The sequence below is a fragment of the Streptomyces sp. NBC_01515 genome, assembly GCF_045040345.1.
Classification (GTDB): Bacteria; Actinomycetota; Actinomycetes; order Streptomycetales; family Streptomycetaceae; genus Streptomyces.
In genome coordinates this window covers 4,151,907-4,177,603 of record NZ_CP109416.1, presented here as the reverse complement: position 1 = coordinate 4,177,603, position 25,697 = coordinate 4,151,907, and the positions used below count along the sequence as shown (strand labels likewise).

25 protein-coding genes are annotated in these 25,697 nt (G+C 70.0%); 15 read left to right on the top strand and 10 right to left on the bottom strand.

Going from position 1 to position 25,697, the window contains the following annotated elements; all coding sequences use genetic code 11:
* Position 1: 1 nt before the first annotated feature.
* From ybeY to OG407_RS18490, 4 genes are read left to right on the top strand one after another with little or no spacing between them, the layout of a single operon-like run.
* Entirely contained in the window at positions 2 to 499 is a 498-nt protein-coding gene (gene ybeY, locus OG407_RS18505; protein ID WP_033285959.1) for an rRNA maturation RNase YbeY, read from the top strand.
* Between the two features lie 33 nt (positions 500 to 532).
* Entirely contained in the window at positions 533 to 1,840 is a 1,308-nt protein-coding gene (locus tag OG407_RS18500; protein WP_405859407.1) for a hemolysin family protein, read from the top strand.
* The gene (locus tag OG407_RS18495) at positions 1,837 to 2,196 is read left to right on the top strand and encodes an MmcQ/YjbR family DNA-binding protein (RefSeq protein ID WP_405859405.1); all 360 of its coding nucleotides are present in this window, start codon (positions 1,837 to 1,839) and stop codon (positions 2,194 to 2,196) included. The genes OG407_RS18500 and OG407_RS18495 overlap by 4 nt, the downstream gene beginning before the upstream one ends.
* Positions 2,197 to 2,238: 42 nt before the next feature.
* On the top strand, positions 2,239 to 3,273 hold the full coding sequence (locus tag OG407_RS18490) for a S66 peptidase family protein (protein WP_405859403.1): 1,035 nt from the start codon (positions 2,239 to 2,241) through the stop codon (positions 3,271 to 3,273).
* A gap of 4 nt (positions 3,274 to 3,277) precedes the next feature.
* Here the strand turns inward: OG407_RS18490 and OG407_RS18485 are convergent, their stop codons facing one another.
* On the bottom strand, positions 3,278 to 4,702 hold the full coding sequence (locus OG407_RS18485; RefSeq protein ID WP_405859401.1) for an MFS transporter: 1,425 nt from the start codon (positions 4,700 to 4,702) through the stop codon (positions 3,278 to 3,280).
* Positions 4,703 to 4,793: 91 nt separating this feature from the next.
* Between OG407_RS18485 and OG407_RS18480 the strand changes: the two genes are divergently transcribed.
* From OG407_RS18480 to OG407_RS18460, 5 genes are all read left to right on the top strand, one after another.
* Positions 4,794 to 5,666, top strand: coding sequence for a helix-turn-helix transcriptional regulator (locus OG407_RS18480; protein ID WP_403598646.1), 873 nt, complete (start codon positions 4,794 to 4,796; stop codon positions 5,664 to 5,666).
* A 28-nt stretch (positions 5,667 to 5,694) separates the two neighbouring features.
* Positions 5,695 to 6,048, top strand: coding sequence for a cytidine deaminase (locus OG407_RS18475; protein WP_405859399.1), 354 nt, complete (start codon positions 5,695 to 5,697; stop codon positions 6,046 to 6,048).
* Between the two features lie 357 nt (positions 6,049 to 6,405).
* Positions 6,406 to 6,891 (top strand): hypothetical protein, encoded by a 486-nt coding sequence (locus OG407_RS18470; RefSeq protein WP_403598640.1) that lies wholly within the window; start codon positions 6,406 to 6,408, stop codon positions 6,889 to 6,891.
* A 219-nt stretch (positions 6,892 to 7,110) separates the two neighbouring features.
* Positions 7,111 to 8,427, top strand: a complete 1,317-nt coding sequence (locus tag OG407_RS18465; RefSeq protein WP_405859397.1) for a beta-xylosidase — start codon at positions 7,111 to 7,113, stop codon at positions 8,425 to 8,427.
* Between the two features lie 78 nt (positions 8,428 to 8,505).
* On the top strand, positions 8,506 to 9,531 hold the full coding sequence (locus OG407_RS18460; protein WP_403598634.1) for a WxL protein peptidoglycan domain-containing protein: 1,026 nt from the start codon (positions 8,506 to 8,508) through the stop codon (positions 9,529 to 9,531).
* Here the strand turns inward: OG407_RS18460 and OG407_RS18455 are convergent.
* Together OG407_RS18455 and OG407_RS18450 are read right to left on the bottom strand one after the other, a co-directional pair.
* Complete coding sequence (locus tag OG407_RS18455; protein ID WP_019074107.1) at positions 9,425 to 9,763, bottom strand: P-II family nitrogen regulator; 339 nt, start codon at positions 9,761 to 9,763, stop codon at positions 9,425 to 9,427. The two genes, OG407_RS18460 and OG407_RS18455, sit on opposite strands and share 107 nt — an antisense overlap.
* Positions 9,760 to 11,079 (bottom strand): ammonium transporter, encoded by a 1,320-nt coding sequence (locus OG407_RS18450; RefSeq protein WP_405859395.1) that lies wholly within the window; start codon positions 11,077 to 11,079, stop codon positions 9,760 to 9,762. The genes OG407_RS18455 and OG407_RS18450 overlap by 4 nt, the downstream gene beginning before the upstream one ends.
* 165 nt (positions 11,080 to 11,244) lie before the next feature.
* Here OG407_RS18450 and era point away from each other — a divergent pair, with 165 nt between their 5' ends.
* Positions 11,245 to 12,204: a GTPase Era gene (gene era / locus OG407_RS18445; RefSeq protein ID WP_405859394.1), complete on the top strand. Its 960-nt coding sequence runs from the start codon at positions 11,245 to 11,247 to the stop codon at positions 12,202 to 12,204.
* 141 nt (positions 12,205 to 12,345) lie between these two features.
* Here era and OG407_RS18440 read toward each other — a convergent pair whose 3' ends face one another.
* On the bottom strand, positions 12,346 to 13,224 hold the full coding sequence (locus OG407_RS18440; protein ID WP_405859392.1) for a helix-turn-helix transcriptional regulator: 879 nt from the start codon (positions 13,222 to 13,224) through the stop codon (positions 12,346 to 12,348).
* Between the two features lie 119 nt (positions 13,225 to 13,343).
* Here OG407_RS18440 and OG407_RS18435 point away from each other — a divergent pair, with 119 nt between their 5' ends.
* The gene (locus tag OG407_RS18435) at positions 13,344 to 14,198 is read left to right on the top strand and encodes an NAD-dependent epimerase/dehydratase family protein (protein ID WP_405859390.1); all 855 of its coding nucleotides are present in this window, start codon (positions 13,344 to 13,346) and stop codon (positions 14,196 to 14,198) included.
* A gap of 18 nt (positions 14,199 to 14,216) precedes the next feature.
* On the opposite strand, the gene OG407_RS18430 is transcribed toward OG407_RS18435, so the two are convergent.
* From OG407_RS18430 to OG407_RS18415, 4 genes are all read right to left on the bottom strand, one after another.
* Positions 14,217 to 15,476: an MFS transporter gene (locus OG407_RS18430; RefSeq protein WP_405859388.1), complete on the bottom strand. Its 1,260-nt coding sequence runs from the start codon at positions 15,474 to 15,476 to the stop codon at positions 14,217 to 14,219.
* Positions 15,473 to 16,798: a GH1 family beta-glucosidase gene (locus OG407_RS18425; protein WP_405859386.1), complete on the bottom strand. Its 1,326-nt coding sequence runs from the start codon at positions 16,796 to 16,798 to the stop codon at positions 15,473 to 15,475. Before OG407_RS18425 ends, OG407_RS18430 begins: the two co-directional genes overlap by 4 nt.
* Before the next feature lie 70 nt (positions 16,799 to 16,868).
* On the bottom strand, positions 16,869 to 17,135 hold the full coding sequence (locus OG407_RS18420; RefSeq protein WP_033285972.1) for a protealysin inhibitor emfourin: 267 nt from the start codon (positions 17,133 to 17,135) through the stop codon (positions 16,869 to 16,871).
* Between the two features lie 58 nt (positions 17,136 to 17,193).
* On the bottom strand, positions 17,194 to 18,261 hold the full coding sequence (locus tag OG407_RS18415; RefSeq protein ID WP_405859384.1) for a M4 family metallopeptidase: 1,068 nt from the start codon (positions 18,259 to 18,261) through the stop codon (positions 17,194 to 17,196).
* 302 nt (positions 18,262 to 18,563) lie between these two features.
* On the opposite strand from OG407_RS18415, the gene leuA reads away from it, so the two are divergent.
* From leuA to OG407_RS18395, 4 genes are all read left to right on the top strand, one after another.
* Positions 18,564 to 20,303: a 2-isopropylmalate synthase gene (gene leuA / locus OG407_RS18410; protein WP_405859382.1), complete on the top strand. Its 1,740-nt coding sequence runs from the start codon at positions 18,564 to 18,566 to the stop codon at positions 20,301 to 20,303.
* Positions 20,304 to 20,499: 196 nt separating this feature from the next.
* Positions 20,500 to 21,204 (top strand): TerB family tellurite resistance protein, encoded by a 705-nt coding sequence (locus OG407_RS18405; RefSeq protein ID WP_405859380.1) that lies wholly within the window; start codon positions 20,500 to 20,502, stop codon positions 21,202 to 21,204.
* A gap of 109 nt (positions 21,205 to 21,313) precedes the next feature.
* On the top strand, positions 21,314 to 22,516 hold the full coding sequence (locus OG407_RS18400) for an exo-alpha-sialidase (RefSeq protein ID WP_405859378.1): 1,203 nt from the start codon (positions 21,314 to 21,316) through the stop codon (positions 22,514 to 22,516).
* 156 nt (positions 22,517 to 22,672) lie between these two features.
* The gene (locus OG407_RS18395; protein ID WP_405859376.1) at positions 22,673 to 23,476 is read left to right on the top strand and encodes a hypothetical protein; all 804 of its coding nucleotides are present in this window, start codon (positions 22,673 to 22,675) and stop codon (positions 23,474 to 23,476) included.
* Between the two features lie 95 nt (positions 23,477 to 23,571).
* On the opposite strand, the gene OG407_RS18390 is transcribed toward OG407_RS18395, so the two are convergent.
* Positions 23,572 to 24,507 carry a dihydrodipicolinate synthase family protein gene (locus OG407_RS18390; protein WP_405859374.1) on the bottom strand — a complete coding sequence of 312 codons (936 nt, stop codon included), beginning with the start codon at positions 24,505 to 24,507 and terminating at the stop codon, positions 23,572 to 23,574.
* Positions 24,504 to 25,526 carry an oligopeptide/dipeptide ABC transporter ATP-binding protein gene (locus OG407_RS18385; protein ID WP_405859372.1) on the bottom strand — a complete coding sequence of 341 codons (1,023 nt, stop codon included), beginning with the start codon at positions 25,524 to 25,526 and terminating at the stop codon, positions 24,504 to 24,506. The genes OG407_RS18390 and OG407_RS18385 overlap by 4 nt, the downstream gene beginning before the upstream one ends.
* Positions 25,527 to 25,697: the final 171 nt, after the last annotated feature.

Genomic DNA, 25,697 nt, shown 5'->3' with positions numbered 1-25,697 from the left:
CATGTCGATCGACGTCAACAACGAGTCCGGAACCGAGGTCGACGAGCAGGCGATCCTCGACATCGCCCGCTATGCCCTCGCACGGATGCGCATCCACCCGCTTTCCGAGCTCTCGGTGATCGTCGTGGACGAGGACGCCATGGAGCAGCTCCACATCCAGTGGATGGACCTGCCCGGGCCGACCGATGTCATGTCCTTCCCGATGGACGAGCTGCGTCCGCCGAGCAAGGACGACGAGGAGACTCCGCAGGGGCTGCTCGGTGACATCGTGCTGTGCCCGGAGGTCGCCGCGAAGCAGGGGGCCGAGGCCGAGACGCAGCACACCATGGACGAGGAGCTCCAACTCCTCACCGTCCACGGTGTGTTGCACCTCCTCGGCTACGACCACGAGGAGCCGGACGAGAAGGCCGAGATGTTCGGTCTGCAGGCCGCCATCGTGGACGGCTGGCGCGCGGAGAAGGGCCACACCGGCCCGTCCCCGGCTCCGACGGTCTCCTAGAGCACGGGTTAAGGGCACAGGTAAGTACGCCTCATGAGTCCTCAGATCGTCGTCGGGGCCATCGCCCTTGTCGTTGTCGCCTGGCTCGCCGCCTGCGCGGAGGCGGGCCTCGCGCGCGTCTCCAGCTTCCGCGCCGAGGAGGCCGTACGGTCCGGCCGGCGCGGCAGTGCCAAGCTCGCGCAGGTCGCCGCCGACCCGACCCGCTACCTCAATGTCGCCCTGCTGGTCAGGGTGGCCTGCGAGATGGCCGCCGCCGCGCTCGTCACCTACGAGTGCCTGCACGTGATCCACGGCACCGCGCCCGCGCTGCTCGCCGCGATCGGCGTCATGGTCCTCGTGTCGTACGTCGCGGTGGGGGTCTCCCCGCGCACGATCGGGCGCCAGCACCCGCTGAACACGGCCACGGCGGCGGCGTACGTGCTGCTGCCGCTCGCGCGGATCATGGGCCCGATCCCGTATCTGCTGATCCTCATCGGCAACGCGCTCACCCCCGGAAAGGGCTTCCGGCGCGGCCCGTTCGCGTCCGAGGCCGAGCTGCGCGCGCTGGTGGACCTCGCCGAGAAGGAGTCGCTGATCGAGGACGAGGAGCGCCGGATGGTGCACTCGGTCTTCGAACTCGGCGACACCCTGGTCCGGGAAGTGATGGTGCCGCGCACCGACCTCGTCGTCATCGAGCGGTACAAGACGATCCGTCAGGCCCTCACCCTCGCGCTCCGCTCCGGCTTCTCGCGGATCCCGGTGACCGGGGAGAGCGAGGACGACATCGTCGGCATCGTGTACCTGAAGGACCTGGTCCGCAAGACGCACATCAGCCGCGACGCCGAGTCCGAACTCGTCTCCACGGCCATGCGGCCCGCCACCTTCGTGCCGGACACCAAGAACGCCGGTGACCTGCTGCGCGAGATGCAGCAGGAGCGCAATCACGTCGCCGTCGTCATCGACGAGTACGGCGGCACGGCCGGCATCGTCACCATCGAGGACATCCTGGAGGAGATCGTCGGCGAGATCACCGACGAGTACGACCGGGAACTGCCTCCGGTGGAGGAACTGGGCGACGACCGCTACCGGGTCACCGCCCGTCTCGACATCGGCGACCTGGGCGAGCTGTACGGCTTCGAGGCCTACGACGACGAGGACGTGGAGACGGTGGGCGGGCTGCTCGCGAAGGCCCTGGGCCGGGTCCCGATCGCCGGTGCCTCCTCGGTCGTAGCGCTGCCGGACGGGCGTGAGCTGCGGCTGACGGCGGAGGCCTCGGCCGGGCGGCGGAACAAGATCGTGACGGTGCTGGTCGAGCCGGTGGATCCGGCCGGCCCGGCCGAGGAGGAGGCGAAGCCGGAGTGAGCCCCGAGGAACTGCGCGCGTTCTGCCTGTCGTTCAACGCGACGGTGGAGGACTTCCCTTTCAACCCGGACATGTCCGTCTTCAAGGTGCTGGGCAAGCTCTTCGCCCTGACCCGGCTGGACGGCCGCCCCCTCACGGTCAACCTCAAGTGCGATCCGGAGGACGCGATCCGCCTCCGGGAGGAGCACGAGGGGCTGATCATCCCCGGGTACCACATGAACAAGCGGCACTGGAACACGGTGACGGTGGACGGGGGCCTCCCGGACCGGCTCCTCAAGGAACTGATCGAGGACTCGTACGACCTGGTCGTGGCCGGGTTGCCGAGGGCGGAGCGGCTGCGGCTCGACCGGCCGTAAATCCCGGTGAGCGGCTGTTGAAGGCGTGTCAGAATCCGGCGTATGGCTGCTGCTGTGCGATATCCGCGTCCTCTGCGCCCCGGCGACCGTGTCGGTGTCACGTCTCCGTCCAGCGGGGTCCCGGACGTGCTGCGCAAGCGCCTCGATGTCGCGATCCGTGCTGTCGAGGCGCGCGGGTACGAGGTCGTCGTCGGCCGGTGCATGGACGGGACGGGCCATGTCAGCGCCCCGGCCGGTGAGCGGGCCGCCGAGCTGATGGACATGCTGACCGACCCGGCGATCCGGGCTGTCGTGCCGCCGTGGGGCGGGGAGACCGCGATCGACCTGGTGCCGTTGCTCGACTTCGAGCGGATCGGGCGGGCCGAACCGACCTGGGTGGTCGGCTACTCGGACATCTCGACCCTGCTGGCGCCGCTGACCCTGCGCACCGGGATCGCGACCGTGCACGGCAACTCCCTTATGGAGACGCCCTATCGGGCCCCCGAAGGGCTGCTGTCCTGGCTGGACATCGCGGCCTCGCCGCAGGGGGAGCCGTTCACGCAGACCCCGCCGGGCCGCCATCGGAGCCCGGGCCGGGACGACTTCGTGGGTCACCCGGAGGTCCGGGACCTCACCCTCGACACCCCGGGGCGCTGGACCCGCCTCGACGGTGACGGTGACGTCGACATCGAGGGCCGGCTGATCGGCGGCTGCGTCGAGACGCTGGCCAATCTCGCCGGGACGCCGTACCTGGACGTCGCCGCCTTCGCGCGGAGCGCGGCCCCCGAGGGGCTGCTCGTGTATGTCGAGGCCTGCGAGGACAACGCGTTCACCATCTGCCGGAACCTGCACGGCATGCGGCTGGCCGGGTTCTTCGACGCGGCGAACGCCGTGCTCGTCGGCCGGACCCACGCGCCCGACAGCCCCACGCTCACCCAGCACGAGGCCGTCATGGACGCGCTCGGACCCTTGGGCGTGCCGGTGGTCGCCGATGTCGAGTGCGGTCATGTCCCGCCGTATCTGCCGCTCGTGAACGGAGCGCGCGGCCGGGTCGTCCACACGGCCGCGCGCTCCGAACTCGTCCAGACCCTGGACTGACATCTCATACGGCGGCCGGCTGGGCCTTCCGGTTCCTGCCGAGGCCTACGGCCACCAGCACCGCCGCCCCCAGCGCGATCGCCGCGTCGATGCCGACGACTGTGTGGACCCCCGACATGAGATCGCCCGAAGTGGTGGCGAGGACGCCCAGGAGCGGGATGCCGATGGTGATGCCGACCTGCTGGGTGGAGGTGACCAGGCCGGTGGCCAGGCCCTGTTCCTCGTCGGGGACGCCCGAGGTGACCGTCAGGCCGTAGGAGATGATCGCGCCCAGGTGGCACATGCTCGCCAGGGAGACGGCGGCCGTCGCCACCCAGACCGACCGGGTGTGGGTGGTGAGGGTGAGGAGGGTGGCGGTGAAGGCCGCCTGGCCGGTGAGGGACGCGATCAGGGTGCGGCGGGCTCCGATGCGGCCGATGACCTTCGGGGCGTAGACCCCGGCCACGGCCGAGAGGATGCCCTGGACGCCGAAGACCAGGCCCGTCTCGAAGGACGACAGGTGCAGGATTTCCTGGAGGTACAGGGTCAGGACGAAGACCACCGTCGACATCATCGAGAAGGTGACCAGTCCGCCCAGGTTGCCCCAGGCCACCGTGCGGCGGCGCAGCATCGGGAGGGAGACCAGGGGCTGGGGTGTGCGGGACTCGATGTACGCGAAGGTCGTGAGGAGCAGGACGCCCGCGATCAGGGTGGCGATGACGTCCGTGTGGGCGAAGCCGTGGTCTGCCGCTGTGGAGAGGGCGTAGATCAGGGCCAGTAGGCCGGTGGTGACCGTGATCGCGCCGGGGATGTCCAGGCGGGGGCGGTCCGGGGTGCGGGACTCGGGGAGCAGGGCGGGGGCCAGCGGGAGGACCAGGACCGCGAACAGGGTGAGCAGGGCCATCGTCGAGCGCCAGCCGAACGTGTCGGTCAGGACACCGCCGGCCACCATGCCGACCGTGAAGCCGAGCGAGAGCAGGGTGCCGGAGATGCCGAGCGCGCGGTCGCGGGCCGGGCCCTCGGGGAACGTGGTGGTGAGGAGGCTCATGCCGGTGGGGACGATCGCCGCCGCGCCGAGGCCTTGCAGGGCGCGGCCCGTCAGGAACGATGCCGGGTTCCAGGCGAAGGTGGCCAGCAGGGAGGCCGCGCCGAACAGGGCCAGGCCGGTGAGGAACAGTCGGCGGCGGCCGTAGAGGTCGCCGATGCGGCCGAAGAGGAGCAGGAAGCCGCCGGACGGGAGCGCGAACGCGGTGACCGCCCACTGGAGTCCGGACCGGCTCATGCCGAGGTCGGCGCCGAGGGTGGGCAGGGCCACGTTCAGGACGGAGAAGTCCAGGGCGACCATGAACTGGGCCGCGCAGAGGACGAAGAGGACGAGTTTGTCGCGGGTCGTGAGGTGTGGGGTGCCGGGTGGTTCGTGGGTGGTGGGGGCTGTGGTGTCGGTCGCCATGTGTCGAGCTTCCGGCCGTCGGAATAGCCGTGGGGAGCCGGAAGTTGTGCTGGTGGTGGCACCACCAGCCTTGTACGAGGGGGATCTGTACGTGTCCGAGGACGCGCTGAAGAGTGAACGGCTGCGTGAGCTGCGGGAGTTCCTGATGAGCCGCCGGGCGCGGGTGTCGCCGGCCGAGGCGGGGCTGCCGGACGGCGGGGCGCGGCGGCGGACGCCGGGGTTGCGGCGCGAGGAGGTCGCGGTGCTGGCCGGGGTGGGGGCGTCCTGGTACCAGTGGCTGGAGCAGGGGCGGGACATCTCGGTGTCGCCGCAGGTGCTCGACGCCGTCGCCCGGGTGCTGCGGCTGAGCAATGCCGAGCGGCGCCATCTGTATCTGCTGGCGGGGTCGAATCCGCCCGCGCCGGAGGTGGCGCCGGAGAAGCGGGACATGTGTGACGGGCTGCGGCGGCTGATCGACACGTGGATGCCGTATCCGGCGCACATCATGGACATGTACTACAACTGCGTGATGTACAACGCCGCGGCGGCGATCGTCCTCGGGATGCGTCCGGGGAACACGCAGAACTGTCTCGTCGACTTCTTCGTCGATCCGCTGTACCGGTCGCGGTCGAAGAGCTGGGAGCGGAACGCTCGGACCGTCGTCGCGCAGTTCCGGGCCGCGTCCTCGGCCCGGCCGGACGACGAGGGGTATCGGGCGGTGTTCGAACAGCTCGCGGAGTGCGCCGAGTTCGCCGTGCTGTGGGCGGAGCGGGACATCGAGGACGCCGGGCAGATCCGTAAGGAGCTCGATCATCCGCTGGCGGGGCTGCTGGTCGTGGAATCCACGGCGATGAAGGTGCCGGCCCGGCCGGATCTCACGATCGTGCTGCACACGCCGTTGGACGAGGCGGACACGGCGGAGAAGCTGGAGTGGCTGGCGTCGCCCGAGGGGCGGCGGGGGGCGATGTACCCCGTGGCCGGGTAGGTGCTCCGCGCGTCCGTATGCTCGGGGCATGACCGACAGCAGCGCGCTTGACCCCGAGGACCGCAAGATCGTCACCCTGGCCCGTTCGGCTCGGGCCCGCAATGGTGTGCCGGAGGGTGCGGCCGTGCGGGACGAGACGGGGCGGACGTATGTTGCCGGAACCGTTGCTCTTGAGTCGCTGAAGTTGAGCGCGTTGCAGACGGCGGTGGCCATGGCGGTGGCTTCCGGGGCGAAGTCCTTGGAGGCGGCGGCGGTGGTGACGGAGGCGGAGTCCGTGGCTGCGGAGGATCTGGCGCCTGTACGGGATCTGGGTGGGCCGGAGACGCCGGTGCACGTGGCTTCGCCGGACGGGGTTGTCCGTCTGACGGTGGCTGCTGGCTGAGGTGGTGCTGGGGGCTGCGCCCCCAGACCCCCATCGGCCCTGAAGGGGCCTCGTCCTCAAACTCCCCCAGAGGGGGGACCCCCAACGGGCTGAAATATGCGGGCCTGCGCTGAAAAGTGGGCCCGAGATGCTGACAGACCCCCGCGCCGGAAATGTCCCCGTGTCCGGAATTAACCCGTCCGGATTTCGCCCTTGCTCTCCCCCCGTCTCTCGCGCATCAATGGAACCGTAAGTTCCGACGGACCGTCAGATTCTCGCTCGCGTGGCGCACCGCACCGCGTTCGTGAGGGGTTTCCGAGGCGGTTGTTCCGTCCGTCCCCACATGGCATTCCCAGACACGGGAAGGGAACCAGATCCATGAAAGGCAAGCTGAGAAGCAAGCGAATCGGTACCGGTGCGGCACTGGTGACGGGGGTCCTCGCGGCCGTCTCGCTGGCGTTCGCGCCCGCCGCGCTCGCCGTCACTCCCCAGACGGCGACGATCACCGCGGACTGCGGCATCTTCGGCGGAGGCGCGGCAACGCTCACCGCCACGCAGGACGGCACCGCGGCCACGGTCACCATCACCTCCTCCATCACGGCGCCGCTCCCCCTGTCGGCAGACTCCATCTCTTCCACCTTCACGTTCGAGAACGCGAGCGGTGGCACCACCGTCTTCAGCGGCACGAAGAACCCGGCCATGGCGACCGGCGACGCGGTCACCGTCGGTCCGCTCGACGGGACCGTGGCCTCAGGTGACAGCCTGGAGGCGTACGGCGGGTCGCTGCAGATGACGATCTTCGGGATCGCCGTCACGTGCACGGCCACCGGACCGCAGTCACCGGGTCCGTTCGTGTTCGACTGAGAAGTCGGCCGGGAAGCCGGCTGAGCAGTCGGTCGAGTGGTCGGCCGAGAATTCCCCCCACGGGCTCAACTGGGCCGTCGGCTCCCGCCGTTGCGGGAGCTGACGGCCCATCAGTTTGTTTGGGTGTGTGCATTGACTTCTCACGCGATCCCCACATCAATGCCCCCTGTGGGCGCAGATGAGCCGCTGCGCCCACCGTCCTCAGGAGGGGGCACAGCCATGGCTACGACATTCCGAAGACGCCGTTGGGCGTCGTTGCTCGGGGTGACCGCGCTCGCGGTCGCCACGGGCGGTGCGCTGGCCTGTCCGGCCGGTGCGTCCACGAACGTGGACTTCGCGACGCACTGCATCCCGCCGGCGATCGCGGGCATCCCGCCGATCGACGGCACCACGACCGCCGCGATCACGGTGGACAACACCGCGCCGAAGGTCGGCGACACCGTCACCGTGACCTACACGGTGGTCAAGCCGGCCGCCAGCAACCCGACCGCGATCGCCCTGCCGGCCGACATCATGACGCCCACCGGGAAGGTCACCCTCGGCGGTGCCCAGACCGGCAGCCTCACGGTGGCCGGGCCCAAGAAGAACGACCCGGTGCCGGGCAACGGCGCCTTCCCGTCGTTCTCGATGACCGGCACCTTCACGGTCACCACCCCGGGCGCGATCACCCTCTCGCCCGGCGACTACAACATCCACACCAGCTACATCCTGGAGCTGGACACCCCCTGCACGGTGACGAACCCGCCGGCGCCGGTCTCCGAGACCGTCACCGCGACCGCCACCGTTCCGGTCAACACCCGTGCGATCAGCCTGGGTTCGGCCTCCGGGAACGCCGGTGACAGCGTCGCCGTGACCGGCAGCAACTTCACCCCGGGTGCCTCCGTGACCCTGGCCGGACGGTCCGGGACCGCCCAGACCGCGGACACGGCGACCGTCACGGCCGGCAGCAGCGGCACGATCAGTGGTTCGCTCGTCGTCAACGACAAGACGACCACCGGGGTCGTGGCCTACGAAGGCAGTGCGTGGAGCGCTGACCTCGGTGCCGGTCCGGCCGCCTACGTCGTCAACGACACCACGCCCGTTCCGCCGGGGAGTCAGAAGCTGACGACCACCGTCAAGGCGGGCACGCTGTCGATGGCGCAGGCCGGGGACGCCGTAGGTCTCTCCGCCGTCGACTTCGGCAAGGGCGGTGCCTCCACGGGCGCCCTGAACACGGTGACGGTCCAGGACTTCCGCGGCGGACCCGCGGGCTGGTCCCTGACCGGCAAGGTCACCGACTTCACCGGTCCCGGCGCCAAGATCGATGCCGGGGCGCTGAGTTGGACACCCGCCTGCGTCACCAAGGCGGGCAGCCCGAGCACGTGCGCGGCCGGTTCGGCGGGCACGGTGGGCAGTTCGGGAGCGACGCTCGCGTCCACGCCCGACGGCACGCTCACCGGCGGTCAGTTCACCGTCGACGCCGGACTCTCCCTGAACGTACCGGCGTTCACGCCTCCGGGCTCGTACTCCGGCGTGCTCACGCTGACGCTCACCTGACCGTCCGCCTCACCTCCGGTGGCCGGGCGACCGCACCCGCCCGACCGCCACACACCTCGTCCGTGGGGGTCCGCACCCATGCGCAAGCTGTACGTCCTCCTCCTGAGCCTCTGCCTCGGCCTCTGTTCCGGAGTGCTCGCCGCGCCCTCCGCCCACGCGGCGGACAACGGCAGTTGGTCCGTCTACCCGGCCGCCTCGCAAGTCGCCGCGCGGCCGTACTTCTATCTCTCCGCCGACCCCGGCCAGACCATCCAGGACAAGGTCGTCGTCGCCAACAAGACGGCCAAGCCGCTGACTTTCCGGCTGTACGCGGCCGATGCCTACAACACCGCGCGTGACGGCGGGTTCGCCGTGCGGACCGTGACGGAGACGATGCGGGGCGTGGGTGCTTGGGCGAAGCCCGCCAAGTCCCGGGTAACCGTGCCCGCCCACAAGACAGTTACCGTGCCGTTCACCCTGCACGTGCCCGAAGGGGCCGAACCGGGCGACCACCCGGGCGCGTTGGTCGCCCTCGACGAACGCGTCGACAAGGGCGACGGTTCACTCGCCCTCGGCGTGCAACGGGCCGTCGGCGCCCGCGTGTACCTCCGGGTCAGCGGGCCCACGCTGCCCGCACTCGCCGTGGAACACGTGAAGGTGTCCCATCACCAGCCGCTGGTACCGGGGTTGGGGGACAGTGCCGCGACGATCTCCTACACGCTGCACAACACCGGGAACGTCACCCTCGATCCGAAGGTGACGTTGAAGGCGCAGGGGTTGTTCGGCCGGACGTTGCTGTCGCGCGGACTGACCCGTATCCCCGCCGAGTTGCTGCCCGGGCAGAGCGTGAAGCTGAGCGAGCCGTGGAAGGGGTCGCCCCAACTCGACTGGGGGGACATCACGTTGACCGCGAGTGCGCCGGGGACGAAGCAGTCGGCGAGCGCGTCGTTCTTCGCGCTGCCGTGGCTCGCGGCGGCGCTGCTGCTCGCGGTCGGGTTCGTCGGGGGAGTGCTCGCGGTCAGAGCGCGTCGGGGCCGCGTTCGCCCGTCCGAACCCGTACGACCGTCTCGACCGGGATCGACCACACCTTCCCGTCCCCGATCTTCCCCGTCTGCGCGGCCTTGACGACCGCGTCGATCACGGCCTCCGAGTCCGCGTCGTCGACGACGACCTCGATCCGCACCTTGGGGACGAGGTCGACGCGGTACTCGGCGCCGCGGTACACCTCGGTGTGGCCGCGCTGCCGGCCGTAGCCGCTGGCCTCGGTGACGGTCAGGCCGTGCACGCCGAGCTCCTGGAGCGCCGTCTTGACCTCGTCGAGGCGGTACGGCTTGACGATCGCGGTGATGAGCTTCATGCCTGGGTGCTGACCTTCTGAGCGGAGGGGAGGGATGCGCCGACCGGGGCTCCGTGGCCCAGGACGCCGTGATCGTATGCGCTCTCGGCGTGCACCGTAAGGTCAAGACCCGTCCGCTCCTCCTCCTCGCTCGCCCGCAGCCCCAGCACCCGGTCGAGCAGCTTGCCGATGCCGTACGTCACCAGGAACGCGTACGCCCCTACGGCGGCCACGGCCACCAGCTGCCTGCCGAGCTGGGCGAGCCCGCCGCCGTAGAGGAGGCCGTCCGTCTTTCCGGTCAGTTCCGTGGTGGCGAAGACGCCGATCAGGAGGGTGCCGATGACGCCGCCGACCAGGTGGACGCCGACGACGTCGAGCGAGTCGTCGTAGTTCAGCTTGAACTTCCAGCCGACCGCGTACGAGCAGACGGCACCGGCGGCGAGGCCGACGACCAGCGCGCCGAGCAGGGAGACCGAGCCGCAGGACGGGGTGATCGCGACCAGGCCGGCGACCGCGCCCGAGGCGGCGCCCAGGGTGGTGGGGTGGCCGTCGCGCCTCTGCTCGACGAAGAGCCAGCCGAGCAGGCCGGTGCAGCCGGCGGTGAGGGTGTTGAGGAAGGCCGCGGCGGCGAGGCCGTTGGCGCCGAGCGCGGAACCGGCGTTGAAGCCGAACCAGCCGAACCAGAGCAGGCCAGCGCCCAGCATCACCATGGGGAGGTTGTGCGGGCGCATGGCGTCTTTCTTGAAGCCGAGGCGGGGGCCGACCACCAGGCAGAGGGCCAGACCCGAGGCGCCGGACGTGATCTCGACGGGGAGGCCGCCCGCGAAGTCGAGGGCGCCGAGGTGCGCCGCGATCCAGCCGCCCGGGCCCCAGACCCAGTGCGCGACGGGAACGTATACGAGGAGCGCCCAGACGGGTACGAAGACCAGCCACGCCCCGAACCGCACCCGGTCGGCCACCGCGCCGCTGATCAGGGCGGCGGTGATGATCGCGAAGGTGAGCTGGAAGGTCGCGAAGAGGAGGGTGGGGACGGTGCCGTGGACGGAGTTCGGGCCGAGGCCCGCCATCCCGGCGTGCTTCAGGCCGCCGATGAGTCCGCCGCCGATGTCGTCGCCGAACGCGAGGGAGTAGCCGGCGGTCAGCCAGACCACCGTGACCAGGGCGATCGACACGAAGCTCATCATCAGCATGTTGAGGACGCTCTTCGTGCGGACCATGCCGCCGTAGAAGAGGGCCAGGCCCGGGGTCATCAGCAGGACGAGGGCGGTGGCGGCGAGCAGCCAGGCGGTGTCGCCGGTGTCTACGTGTGCTGCGGCTTCGGTGACGGAGAGGGGCACGGTCGTCTCCAACGGTGTGGGGGCTCGTCAGAGGTTCACCGGCCCGGGTTTCCGGTTGTGCACGTCCGTGTTTCCGTGACGTTTCATTGCGTCGGGGTTACCGAAAGCTCACCGTGTGAGGCTCCGGTGGACTGTTGTGCGGCGAGGGCCTGTGGATCAGGGACAATGGGCGCCATGAGCGTTCGTACCCCGTCATCCAAGCCGTCCGAGGCCCCTCACCGCGCCGGCTTCGCCTGCTTCGTGGGCCGCCCCAACGCGGGCAAGTCCACCCTTACGAATGCTCTGGTCGGCCAGAAGGTGGCGATCACCGCCAACCAGCCGCAGACCACGCGGCACACGGTGCGCGGCATCGTCCACCGGCCGGACGCGCAGTTGATCCTGGTGGACACGCCTGGGCTGCACAAGCCGCGCACGTTGCTCGGGCAGCGGCTGAACGACATCGTGCGTACGACATGGGCCGAGGTCGACGTCATCGGGTTCTGCCTGCCCGCGAACGAGAAGCTCGGCCCGGGTGACCGTTTCATCGCGAAGGAACTGGCGTCCATCAAGAAGACGCCGAAGATCGCGATCGTCACGAAGACCGACCTGGTGGACTCGAAGACCCTTGCCGAGCAGTTGATCGCCATCGATCAGCTCGGTAAGGAGCTGGGCTTCGAGTGGGCGGAGATCGTGCCGGTGTCGGCCGTCGCGGACCAGCAGGTGGGTCTGCTGGCCGATCTGCTCATTCCGCTGCTGCCGGAGGGGCCGGCCCTTTACCCCGAGGGCGACCTCACGGATGAGCCCGAGCAGGTCATGATCGCGGAGTTGATCCGGGAGGCCGCGCTGGAGGGGGTTCGGGACGAGCTTCCGCACTCCATCGCCGTCGTGGTGGAGGAGATGCTGCCCCGCGAGGACCGGCCTGCCGACAAGCCGCTCCTCGACATCCATGCGTTCGTCTACATCGAGCGGCCCAGTCAGAAGGGCATCATCATCGGGCCGAAGGGCGCGCGGCTGAAGCAGGTCGGTATCAAGTCGCGTCAGCAGATCGAGGCGTTGCTCGGTACGCCGGTGTTTCTCGACCTGCATGTGAAGGTTGCGAAGGACTGGCAGCGGGATCCTCGGCAGTTGCGGAAGCTGGGGTTCTGAGGGCTTTTTTCGCCCCCGCCGCCCCTACCCGTCCCATCCCCAGGGGCTCCGCCCCTTCGCCCCCGACACGGGGGCCAGCCCCCGGACCCCCGCTCCTCAAACGCCGGAGGGGCTGAATTGTTGCCGCCCGGGCTTGATCTTTCAGGGCCGATGGGGGTCTGGGGGCGGAGTCCCCAGGGGTGCGGGAGTCATGTCCTGCACGCCTATCACCCGGAGCAACTGCAGGCGTTCGTGCGACTCCGTGCCGGGGCGGGCCGTGTGGATGATCAGGAGGTGGTGGGCGTCCTGGTTCAGGAGGATTTCGCAGTCCAGCTCCAGGAGGCCGACCAGGGGGTGGCGGAAGCGCTTCGTGGACTGGCGGCGTACCGCCACCTCGTGTTCCTCCCACAGTTGCGCGAACTCCTCGCTGGACGACCGGAGTTCGGCCACCAGCGCGGCCGGCTCGGGGTCGTCGGGGCGGGCCGCGGCGACCGCCCGTAGGTTCGCCACATGGAGACGGGCGTGCTCCGGCACGTCCTCCGGCGGGAACATCTCCCGCGAAGCCGGGTCCAGGAAGAAACGCCGGAGCATGTTGCGGTCCCGGGGCGGCCTGGCCAGCGCGTCACCTGTCAGCGCCCGCGACATCGCGTTCTGCGCGATCATCTCGCCGCAGTCGCTCGACACATGCGCGGGGGTGTCGTGCAGCCGGTCCAGGACCAGGAGCAGTCCCGGCCGCAGGTGCGAGGAACCCCCTCCCCGCCGCGGTGGCTCCTCGCCGGTCAGGTGGAACAGGTGGTCGCGTTCGTCGTCCGTGAGCCGTAGTGCCCGCGCGAGCGCCGTGAGCATCTGGCGGGACGGGTGCGGGCCGCGGGACTGTTCCAGCCGCGTGTAGTAGTCCACGGACATGCCGGTCAGCTGGGCCACCTCCTCGCGGCGCAGGCCCGGCGTACGGCGGCGGGGCCCGGCCGTGAGGCCCACGTCGGCGGGGTCCAGGCGGGCCCGGCCGCGGCGCAGGAAGTCGGCGAGTTCGGCTCGGTTCACGCTTCCAGGGTGCGGCAGTCCGCCCGGCTTATCCAGGGACCGCCGATCCCCTGACCCGAAGGTCTCTCCCGGTACCGGCCCGCCTGCCCAAAGCTGGTCGGAGACGAGAGGAGCACAACATGTTGACACTGGTGACAGGCTCGACGGGCCAGGTCGGACGCCGCTTCGCACCGAGGCTGCTGGCGCAGGCCCGGCCGGGGGAGCGCGTACGGGTACTGGTGCGGGACGCGGCCCGGGGCGAACGCTTCGCCGACCTGGGCGCGGAAGTCGTACTCGGAGATCTCCGCGACCCGGACGCCCTCGGCAAGGCGGTCTCCGGCGCCGACGCGGTCGTGAACGTCGCCGCGTCCTTCCGCGGCGTACCGGACGAGGAGGCCTGGGCCGTCAACCACGAAGCGGCGGTGGCCCTCGGCCGCGCCGCCCTGACCTCCGGCGTACGCCGCTTCGTCCAGGTCAGCACCGGGATCGTCTACGGCGCCGGTCGCGGCCGCCCCCTGACCGAGGAGGACGAGAGCAGGCCGGGCGGCGAGATGTGGGGCGCCTACGGCGAGTCGAAGGTGGCCGCGGAACGGGAGTTGCTGGCCCTCACCGACATGGACGTCCGCGTGGCCCGACTCCCCTTCGTCTACGGCGAGGGCGACCCCCACCTGGTCAACTCCCTTCAGTGGGCGGCGCATTGGGCCTCGAACCAACGCCTCCACATGGGCCACCACGCGGACGTGGCCCAGGGCCTCCTCCGCATCCTGCACGCCCCGGGAATCGCCGGCCGCGTCTACAACATCGCCGACGACGCCCCGGTCACCGCGGTCGACCTCCACCTCCTCAACGGCGTCGAGATCCCCGCCGAACTCGCCCGACACACCGACCCGGACCCGTGGTTCGGCATCATGTCCACGGAACGCATCCGCCGCGAGCTGGGCTACCGCCCGATGTTCCCGACGGCATGGTCGGCACGGGACGCGGGCGTGCTCTGACCCCGCCCCCACACCTGTTCAGTCCACCCCCCGAATCCGCCGGACCAACAACGCCCCCGCCATCCCGATCACCGCGGACACCAGATACAGCACCCGGTACCCGCCCAGATACGTCACGATCGGCGCGGCGAGGGCGGGGGCCGCGACCTGGGGCAACGCGTTCGCCACGTTGATCACGCCGAGGTCCTTGCCGCGGTCCACGGCCTTCGGCAGTACGTCGGTCATCAGGGCGAAGTCGACCGACGTGAAGACGCCGAAGCCGATGCCCAGGACCGCCGCCGCGACGACCGCGCCCGGCCAGGTCTGCCAGCCCGCGAGGACCGCCGTCGCGACCGCCATCAGGACGCCGGACCAGAGCACGAACGGCTTGCGGCGGCCGACGCGGTCCGACCAGACCCCGCCCACCACCACCGTGGCCAGCAGCGTCAGGCCGTTCACCGCCGTGAGGATCAGGACGCCCTGGTCGGGGTCGTGGTAGTGCAGGCGGTCGCGCAGGTAGTAGAGGAGGTACAGCAGCACCAGCGCGTTGCTCAGGTTGATCAGGAAGCGGGTCAGCCAGGCCCAGCCCAGGTCGGGATAGCGGCGCGGGCTCAGCCAGAAGCCCTTGAAGAAGCCCTGCCAGGTCCACACCGGCCGTTCCGTGGGCGGGAGTTGGAGGTCCTTGTAGCGGAGCACGTACGGCAGCACGCCCACCGCCGTGAACACCGCGCACGCCACATAGCCCGCCCCGATGCCCCCGGCCGCCGTCGCCAGACCCGTGCCGCCCACCACGCCCAGGATCTGCGCGGCGCCCAACCAGCCGCCCACAGAACCCCGTTGGAGCCTCGGCACCCGGTCGGGCACGGCCGCCGTGACCGCCGCGAAGGCCGCGTTCAGGGTGAGTTGGACCAGGCACCAGCCGGCCGCCATCGTCCACACCCCGCCCGCACCCGCGAGCAGCAGCAACGACAGCGCCCCGCCCGCGGCCCCGCCGACGATCCACGGCGTACGGCGGCCCCACCGCGCCGTCGTACGGTCGGACAGCGCGCCGAACAGCGGATTGGCGACCAGCGACACCAGCGCGCCCGCGCCCGTCACCCACGCCAGCATCGACTCCTTGGACATGCCGGTGCCCGGCGCGAAGTCCTTGGCCTGCGAGGCCAGCAGGATCTGCAGCGGGCCGTACCAGCCCACCCAGATCGCCCCGTTGGCCAGCGACAGCGCGGACGTCCAGCCCCGGCCCACGCGCTCGACAGGCTCAGCCAGGGCATCCACGGAAGAACGTCCCGTCGTCGTCATCTCTGAGCCCGGAGCATGCCCTGGAACCAGCCGTACGACGCCTTCGGAGTGCGCGCCAGTGTGTCGTAGTCCACGTGTACGAGGCCGAAGCGGCGCTCGTAGCCCTCCGCCCACTCGAAGTTGTCCAGCAGCGACCACACGAAGTACCCGCGCACGTCCACGCCCGCCTCCAACGCCCCGTGCAGGGCCCGGAGATGGCCGTCGAGGTAGGTGATCCGGTCCTGGTCGTCGACGCCGTCGTAGGAGCAGCCGTTCTCGGTGATGACGACGGGTGGGAGGCGGTCGCCGTAGCGGTCGCGGAAGGTGGTGAGGAGTTCCGTGAGGCCCTCGGGGACCACCGGCCAGCCGAAGTCCGTCACCGGGACGTTCTCGATCTCCCTTACGGAGAAGGGGAGTTCGGCGGGGAGCGTCAGGCCGCCGAACTCGATCTCCGCGCCCTGGGGTGCCCCGACCCTGGTCGGGGCGTAGTAGTTGATCCCGTACCAGTCGATCGGTTCGGAGATCACCTTCAGGTCGGACTCGACGTCGCCCGGCATCAACTCGCCCAGCCCGGACGGGTATTCGCCGAGCAGGAGAGGGTCGGCGAACAGGCGGTTCAGGAGGAGGTCGTAGAAGTTGGCCGCCTCGATGTCCTCCGGCTCCTGCGAGGCCGGCCAGGTCGGGCCGTGGGAGTTGGCGATCCCGATGTCGGTGGCACCGGCCGCGCGCAGCGCCCGTACCGCCAGGCCGTGGGCCAGGAGCTGGTGGTGGGCCACCGGCAGCGCGTCGAACAGGAGCGTCTTGCCGGGGGCGTGGGCGCCCAGCGCGTGGCCCAACAAGGTGTGTTCCGCGGGCTCGTTGAGGGTGATCCACTTCTTCACCCGGTCGCCGAGGCGGTCGGCGACCACCGACACGTACTCCGCGAAGTGGGACGCCGTGTCCCTGTTCAACCAGTCCTGCGTGACCGGGAGATCCCAGTGGAAGAGGGTCGGGACCGGACGGACGCCCGCCTCGCCCAGGTCGTCGACGAGGCGGTCGTAGAAGTCGAGGCCGCCGGGGGAGTTCACCCGCGGCCAGGAGATCGAGAAGCGGTACGCGTCCACGCCCAGGTCGGCCAGGAGGGCCACGTCCTCGCGGTGGCGGTGGTAGTGGTCGCAGGCCACCGCCGCCGTCGAGCCGTCCTTGATCCGGCCCGGCTCGGCCTCGAACCTGTCCCAGACGGACGGTTCGCGTGCGTCCGCCGCGCCCTCGATCTGGTGGGCCGAGGTGGAGACGCCCCAGAGGAAATCGGCCGGGAACGGAGGTATCGGATTGCCTGCATCAGTCGCCATGCGCCGGATCATGGGTACCGGCGGTAACGGGTGTCAACGGGCGGGCGTGAACAAGCAGTTACGCCCGCCCGACGACATCAGCTCACGCGCCTTCCTTCAACACCCTTGAGATCAGCTCCCGTTGATCGTCGGTGAGCCGGGGGTCGGCCGTGTGCACCGTCTTTCCGTCCACCGTGATCTCGTAGTGGAAGCCGTCCGGGACCCCCGTCGTGGGAGCGCTGTGGCCGGCGGCGACCGCCCGTTCGGCCAGCGCGTGCCACTCATGGGCGTCGGGCCGCGTCGAGGTGTCGACCTCGCCGCGGCGCTGGATACCGCCGAAACCGCCCGTGCGCCGTACTTGAATACGCATGGTCCCTGTCTAGTACGGATCGGGTGCGGTGACGAGGCGGGACCAGGACGGGGAACCCCTAGGTGGTGGGCACTCCGACCTGCTCCCATGCCTTCTGTACCGCCTGCAACTCCTCGCCGCCGTCCCCGAACCGCGTCTTCGCGGCGGCCACGGTGAGCGTCGCGAAGTCCGCGAACAGGGCGTCCTTCTTCAGCTCGCCGCCGGTCAGGACGTCGTACCAGATCTGGCCCGCCTTCTCCCAGGCGTGCCCGCCGATGGCGTCGGCGACCAGGTAGAACGCGTGGTTGGGGATGCCGGAGTTGATGTGCACGCCGCCGTTGTCGCTGCCCGTGTTGACGAAGTCGTCCATCGTCGCGGGCTGCGGGTCCTTGCCGAGGGCGTCGTCGTCGTAGGCCGTGCCCGGGGCCTTCATGGAGCGCAGGGCGACGCCGGAGACGCGCGGGGCGAGGAGGCCCGCGCCGATCAGCCAGTCGGCGTCGGCGGCGGTCTGGCCGAGCGTGTACTGCTTGATGAGCGAGCCGAAGACGTCGGAGACCGACTCGTTCAGGGCGCCGGACTGGCCGAAGTAGGTCAGGTTCGCGCTGTACTGGGTGACGCCGTGGGTGAGTTCGTGGCCGATGACGTCGACCGGGATGGTGAAGTCGAGGAACAGCTCGCCGTCGCCGTCGCCGAACACCATCTGCTCGCCGTTCCAGAACGCGTTGTCGTACTTCACGTCGTAGTGGACGGACGCGTTGAGCGGCAGGCCCTGGCCGTCGATGGAATGCCGGTTGAAGGCGTTCAGGTACAGCTCGAAGGTGGCGCCGAGCCCGGCGAAGGCGCGGTTGACGGTGGCGTCCTTGCCGGGGTCGGAGCCCTCGGCGCGCACCTTCTTCCCCGGCAGGTCCTGCTTGTGCTTCGCGTCGTAGATCGTCCGCTTCGGCTTGTCGGTCGCGACCTGCGCGGCGATGGCGGGTGCGCCGATGACCGTGGTCAGCCGGCGGTGGGTGCGCTCCCAGGCGTCGCGCTCCAGGGTCTCGCGGGCGGGACCGGAGAGCGCGGGGTCCTCGTGCTGTGCGAGCTTGTCGAGGACATGCGGTGGCACGATCGTGCAGAAGACGGGCTCGAAGCCCCCGTGAGTCGTCATGCCCGGCACCCTGGCACCGAGTGATGTGGATGTCACTACCGGCAACCATGATTGGTGAAAAACGCGGACATTCATCACAGTCTCGTAGCGCAGAGTGGTATACGACGGTGAATATCCCGCATAGTGATACGGCCCCCCGCGCGGCGCACGGCTCGGCTAGCATGCTTCGCATCATGCGTATCGGGCTGCTTCTCCTTAGCTGCCGCGGCGAGGGCCTGTAGTCGTAGGCCGACCCCCTCCCCGCGGAGTCTGGCGTTGCGCCGTCGGCCGTCCTTCAGGACACCACGAGGAGCCCCCGCATCATGGCAACCAGCCACAGCCGTGCCAATCGCCAGCAGCCCAGTTCCATGCCGATCCAGAAGTACGGCCAGTACGAGCAGGTCGACATCCCCGACCGCACCTGGCCCTCGCAGCGGATCACCGTCGCCCCCCGCTGGCTCTCCACGGACCTGCGTGACGGCAACCAGGCCCTGATCGACCCCATGTCACCGGCGCGCAAGCGCGCGATGTTCGACCTGCTGGTCAAGATGGGCTACAAGGAGATCGAGGTCGGCTTCCCGGCCTCCGGCCAGACCGACTTCGACTTCGTGCGCTCGATCGTCGAGGAAGAGGGCGCGATCCCGGACGACGTCACGATCTCCGTGCTGACGCAGGCCCGCGAGGACCTGATCGAGCGGACCGTGGAGTCCCTGAAGGGCGCCAAGCGGGCCACCCTGCACCTCTACAACGCGACCGCGCCCGTCTTCCGCCGCGTGGTCTTCCGCGGCTCGAAGGACGACATCAAGCAGATCGCCGTCGACGGCACCCGCCTGGTGATGGAGTACGCCGAGAAACTGCTGGGCCCCGAGACCGTGTTCGGGTACCAGTACTCGCCGGAGATCTTCACGGACACCGAACTGGACTTCGCGCTGGAGGTCTGCGAGGCGGTCATGGACGTCTGGCAGCCCGGCCCGGACCGCGAGATCATCCTCAACCTGCCTGCCACGGTTGAGCGTTCGACCCCCTCCACGCACGCCGACCGCTTCGAGTGGATGGGCCGTCACCTGTCCCGCCGCGAGCACGTGGTGCTGTCGATCCACCCGCACAACGACCGCGGTACGGCCGTCGCCGCCGCCGAGCTGGCGCTGATGGCCGGCGCCGACCGCGTCGAGGGCTGCCTGTTCGGCCAGGGCGAGCGCACCGGCAACGTAGACCTGGTCACGCTGGGAATGAATCTCTTCTCCCAGGGCGTCGACCCGCAGATCGACTTCTCGAACATCGACGAGATCCGTCGTACGTGGGAGTACTGCAACCAGATGGAGGTCCACCCGCGCCACCCGTACGTGGGCGACCTGGTCTACACGTCCTTCTCCGGCTCCCACCAGGACGCCATCAAGAAGGGCTTCGACGCCATGGAGGCCGACGCGAAGGCCAAGGGCGTCACCGTCGACGACATCGAGTGGGCGGTCCCGTACCTGCCGATCGACCCGAAGGACGTGGGCCGGTCCTACGAGGCCGTCATCCGGGTCAACTCGCAGTCGGGCAAGGGCGGCATCGCGTACGTCCTGAAGAACGACCACAAGCTGGACCTGCCGCGCCGGATGCAGATCGAGTTCTCCAGGCTGATTCAGGCCAAGACGGACGCCGAGGGCGGCGAGGTCACCCCGAAGGAGATCTGGGCGACCTTCGAGGACGAGTACCTGCCGAACCCGGACAACCCCTGGGGCCGTATCCAGGTGAAGACCGGCCAGTCGACCACCGACACCGACGGCGTGGACACGCTCAAGGTGGAGGCGAGCGTCGACGGCGTCGACACCGTCCTGACGGGCACCGGCAACGGCCCGATCTCCGCGTTCTTCGACGCCCTGGGGTCCGTCGGCATCGACGTACGGCTCCTGGACTACCAGGAGCACACGATGAGCGAGGGAGCCTCCTCGCAGGCCGCCTCCTACATCGAATGCGCGATCGACGACAAGATCCTGTGGGGAATCGGCATTGACGCGAATACGACACGTGCGTCCCTGAAGGCGGTCGTCTCGGCCGTCAACCGCGCTACCCGCTGAACCATCCTGACCGGCGGTTTACTCGTCGTCGAAGGGCCCCGTACGCCGGTCTCCGGCGGCCGGGGCCCCGTCGTTTCCCGGCCATTCCGTGTGCAGGTCACGGAGAGGTCTCGTCCGGGGTACTGACTCCGGCTCGACAATGTGGCTAACATCACGCCAGCGCGGCGATGTTGCCGCGGCGTTACGGAGGTGCGACGTGCTGCCTGAACGGGGACGAGACGGCCGAGCGGTCCATGAGGGCCGTGCGGCGCGCGTGCTGGGCATCCGTACCGCGTGGACCAGCGTCGGAGACGGCGAGTTCTTCTGCCCCGGATGCGGGGGCGACCGCAACTACCAGCGGCTCACCGGGCGCCGCCGCTTCACCCTGCTCGGCATGCCCGTGCTGCCGCGCGGCGACACCGGGCCGGTCGTCGAGTGCGCCGCCTGCCAGGGGCACTACGGCACCGACGTCCTCGACCACCCCACCACCACCCGCTTCTCCGCGATGCTCCGCGACGCCGTGCACACGGTCGCCCTCGCGGTCCTCGCGGCGGGCGGCAGCTGCGCCCGTACGTCCCTGGAGGCCGCCGCGGGCACCGTGCGGGCCGCCGGCTTCCAGGACTGCACGGAGGACCAGCTAGGCGCCCTCGTCGAGGCCCTGGCCGCCGACACCGGCCGTGTCTACGGCGAACCCAGCGGCGCGGGCCTCGCCATAGAGCTGCACGAGGCCCTCGACCCGCTCGCCCCCCACCTCGCCCCCGCCGGCCGCGAATCGATCCTGCTCCAGGGCGCCCGCATCGCCCTCGCCGACGGCCCCTACACACCGGCGGAACGCGACGCCCTCGCCACGGTGGGCGCCGCCCTCACCATCGGCTCGGACGACGTGACCCGGCTGCTGGCGGCGGCGCGCACGCCCTCGTAGCGCGGTGGGGCGGGTGCGGTCCCTGTGGGGTGGGTGACGCTTGGGGCGGAGCCGGTGACTCGGGGAACCATGTGACGGACCGGTCTTCGACAGTCCGTACGGGAGAGCGATGCCCATCCTGAGCCGCACGTTCCACCTCGCCGCCGTCACCGCCGTACTGATCGCCCCGTTCGCCGTAGCCCAGAAGGCCGTCGCGCACTCCGGCTGCACGTCCTCCGCGCCGTACGTCTCGGGAGGCGGCGGCTACGACACCTACCGCATCCCGGCGACCGTCGTCACCGGCCGGGGCACCGTCCTCGCCTTCGCCGAGGGGCGGCACAACAGCGCGGGCGACACCGGCAACATCGACGTCGTCCTCAGACGCTCCACCGACGGCGGCTGCAGCTGGGGTCCGATGTCGGTCGTCGCCGCCGGGGACGGGGACACCCGGGGCAACCCGGCGCCCGTCGTCGACCCTCGCACCGGCGCGATCGTGCTGGTCACCTCCTACAACAGCGGGGCTGTCACCGAGGGCCAGATCATGCGCGGCGAGGTCACGGCAGAACAGAGCCGCCGGGTGTTCGTACAGCGGAGCTGGGACGACGGCCGCAGCTTCACCGCTCCGCGGGACATCACGGGGGAGGTGAAGCTGCCGGGTTGGCGGTGGTACGCGACGGGGCCGGGTCACGCCGTTGCGCTTACGCGGGGCGTGCATGCGGGGCGGTTGGTGATCCCGGCGAACCACTCCGCCGCGCCGGGTGCCGGGTCGAGTGACACCGGGCAGGAGGCGAAGTACTACGGCGGGCACGACCTGTACAGCGATGACGGGGGTGAGACGTGGCGGGTGGGGTTGGTGGACGCCACGTACGACGGGGTCGACAACGCGAACGAGTCGTCGGCGGCCGAACTCCCCGACGGCAGGCTGTACTTCAGCTCCCGTGACCAACTGGGGGCGAGTGCGGGGAATCGGCTCGACACGTACTCCAGTGACGGGGGAGTGAGCCTTGACCGGCCTTATGCGGTGCAGCACACGTTGGATGACGTGCCTGTGGTGGAGGGGAGTGTGCTTCAACTGCCGGGGGTGGGAGCTCCGTTGTTGTTCTCGGCTCCGTCCGTGCCCAATGTGCGGGAAGGGATGGCGATTTGGCGGAGCGGGGACGGCGGGGGTCGTTTTGTCAAGGCGGTCACGTTGTCGGGGGAGTGGGCCGGGTACTCGGATTTGGCAGCGGTGGACGAGGACACCGTTGGGGTGCTTTATGAGACGGGGGCGGGGAGTGCGTACGACACGATCGAGTTCCGGCGGGTGGGCGTGGCTGGGCTGAGTGGGGGCTGAGGACTCCCCTCATTTCCCACCCGCCCGAACCGTCTCGGGCGTTTGAGAGGTTCACCGTCGTTGTTGCCGTCACTCCGATCCTGTACACCCGATACCGACGACGAGTGCTCTCCGGGACACCCGGAAGTGAATGCACCCCGAGGAACTGAACCGACCATGGACACCGATCTCCCCGAAGCCGCGATCCTCCCCCTGATCGAGGAGTACACGGGCCCCGTGGCCGGGATCCGCAGGACCGAGCGCGGTTTCAGCTCGGACCTGACAGCTGTTGTCGACTGCGCCAAGGGTCCCTTCTTCGTCAAGGCCATGCGCAACCGGCCGGGTGGCCGACGCGAGTCCCTCGTCAGGGAAAGGCGGATCAACGCCTACCTCGGGCACATCTCTCCGCACCTGCTCTGGGATGTGGAAGCCGAAGACTGGTTGGTCCTGGGCTTCGACGTAGTCGACGGCCGGCCGGCCGACTTCGCGCCCGGCTCGCCTGACCTCGCCCCGGTGGTCGACACGATCGGCGAGATCGGTCGCCTGCGCCTCCCACAGATCGCCCGGGACTGGACCGAGACGCGGTGGGACCGGTTCGCCTCGGACAGCTCCGAGGCCGAGTTGTTCCGGGGCGACTCGCTTCTCTACACGGACATCAATCCGAGCAACCTCCTTGTGGCGAAGCGGCGAGTATGGGCCGTGGACTGGGCGTGGCCGACTCGGGGCGCAGGGTTCATCGATCCTGCTCTCCTGGTCCTCCAGCTCATCGCAGCCGGGCACACCCCAACCAGTGCCGAGAAGCGGGCAGACCTGCTGCCCGCGTGGCGCACGGCGGCCCCGGTCGCGATCGATGCTTTCGCTGCCGCCAACCTGCGGATGTACCGGGCCGCTGTCGGCCGGAAGCCCGACGTGGACTGGTTGAAGGCCATGGTCGACGCGTGCCGGGCGTGGACCGAACACAGAGGGGTCGCCACGGAGTAGCGCGGAAAACCGGACCCGGTTCGGACTGCGCTGCCGTGACCCCCTGGGGTCCACCTTCCAACACACCGTAAACGGGCGGTAGGTGGGAAACCCCGTTACAGCAGCCCCGCCCCCGCCAGGAACTTCCCCACCCGTTCCACCTCGCCCGCGGACAACCCCACCTGCGGCTCCGCAGTCGCCGCGCACTCGATCACCCCCCGCAAACACAGCGCGGCCTTGAACGCCCCCAGCGCAGACGAACTGCCCCCCATCCGCGCCGGGTCACCCACACCGACCAGCCCGAACAACGCACACAGCCGCTCCTGTTCGGCACGGGCCCGATCCCAGTCCCCGGCCCGGCACAGCGCATCGAGACGGACGTATCCGTGCGGATCGACGTTGGCGAGACCGGGCACCGCCCCGTCCGCGCCCAGCGCCAGCGCGGAGTCGACGAACAGTTCGGACCCGGTGAGGACGCTGAACCCGGTGATGTCCGGATGGACACGCGCGCCGGTCACCACCGTACGAAAGCCCCCAAGATCCCCGCTGGAGTCCTTGAGCCCGGCCAGAACCCCCTCGGCGGCGAGTTCGAGGACGAGGTCGGACGGCAGCTTCGTATGGACGGAGGCGGGAAGGTCGTAGGCGACCACAGGGACCGCCGACGCGGCGGCGATCAGGCGGTAGTGGCGGGCGATCTCGGCGGGATGGGTGCGCGTGTAGAAGGGCGCGGTCACTACGACCGCGTCCGCACCCGCGCCCGTCACGGCCGCCACATGGTCCAGAACGCGAGGCGTTGTCATGTCGATCGCGCCCGCCAGAACCGGCAGTTGGCCCCCCACATGAGCCACCACCGCCTCGACCACATACCTCCGTTGACGGTCCGTCAGATACGCCGCCTCCGACGTCGACCCGAGCAGAAACAGCCCGTTGACCCCGGCCCCGACCAGATGATCGACAAGCCTGAGGAGGGAACGGACATCCACCTCGCGGTCCGGTGTCAGGGGCGTGCAGACGGGCGGTACGACACCGGTCAGCGGGGCGGGGAAGGTCATGAAGGCTCCAGGGGACGGCTTTGGCGAACGAGGTCGCGGGTCGACAGGTCCTCCTTCACAGGATGGTGGCAGCGGTAGCGATGTCCCGGCGTCGACGCGGGCGAAAAGTCCGGCATGGCGGAGGCGCAGACGTCGTCCGCCTTCCAGCAGCGCGTACGGAACGGGCAGCCGCTCGGCGGTCGCGTCGCCGACGGCACCGGGCCGATCAGCGGGATCGGGTCGATCGGGTGGAGCAGCCCGGGTGTCGCCGAGAACAGGGCGCGGGTGTACGGGTGCCGCGCCCGGTCGGTGACCTGGTCGGCCGGGGTCTCCTCGACGATCCGGCCCAGGTACATGGTGATCACCCGGTCGCTCATCCGCCGTACCGTCTGGATGTCGTGGGACACGAACACCAGGGCCAGGCCCAGCCGTTCCTTCAGGTCGAGGAGGAGGTTGAGGATCTGGGCCCGCACCGACACGTCCAGCGCGCTGGTCGGTTCGTCGGCCACCACCAGGTCGGGGTCGAGCGCCAACGCCCTTGCGATTGCCACGCGTTGGCGTTGGCCGCCGGAGAGCTGCCCCGGGAGGCCGTCCGCCAGCGCGCGCGGGAGGCCGACCAGTGACATCAACTCCCTTACCCGGTCCTCTCGTTCGGCCTTCGTCCCGCGTCCGTGCACGTCCAGCGGGTCCCGCAGTATCTGCCGGATCGTCAGACGCCGGTTCAGCGCGGTCGACGGGTCCTGGAAGATCATGCCGATGCCGGTGCCCACCGCGGCCCGGCGTTCGCCGTCCGGCATCGACCACAGGTCCCGGCCCCGGAAGGACACCGTGCCGGACGTCGGCCGCTGTACGCCCACCAACACCTTGGCCAGCGTGGACTTTCCGCACCCGGACTCGCCGACCACCCCGACCGTCTCACCGGGCGCGATGGTGAGATCGGCGCCGGTCAGGGCGTAGACCCGGTCGCGGCTGAACAGCCCACCGCTGCGCGCCTTGTGCACGACATGGGCATCGGCCAACTCGACCAGCGCACCGCTCACTTGACCACCCTCCCGCTCAACACCGCCGCCTCCCGCACTCTTCACACCGCCCACCCCCAACCCCCCAGGGGCGCGGGGAACTGCGCGACCAGCCCCCACCCACCCGCACCCCGCACACAACCCAAACCACCCACCCCCAGCCCGCCCCGCAACCCACCCGCACCGCTCACT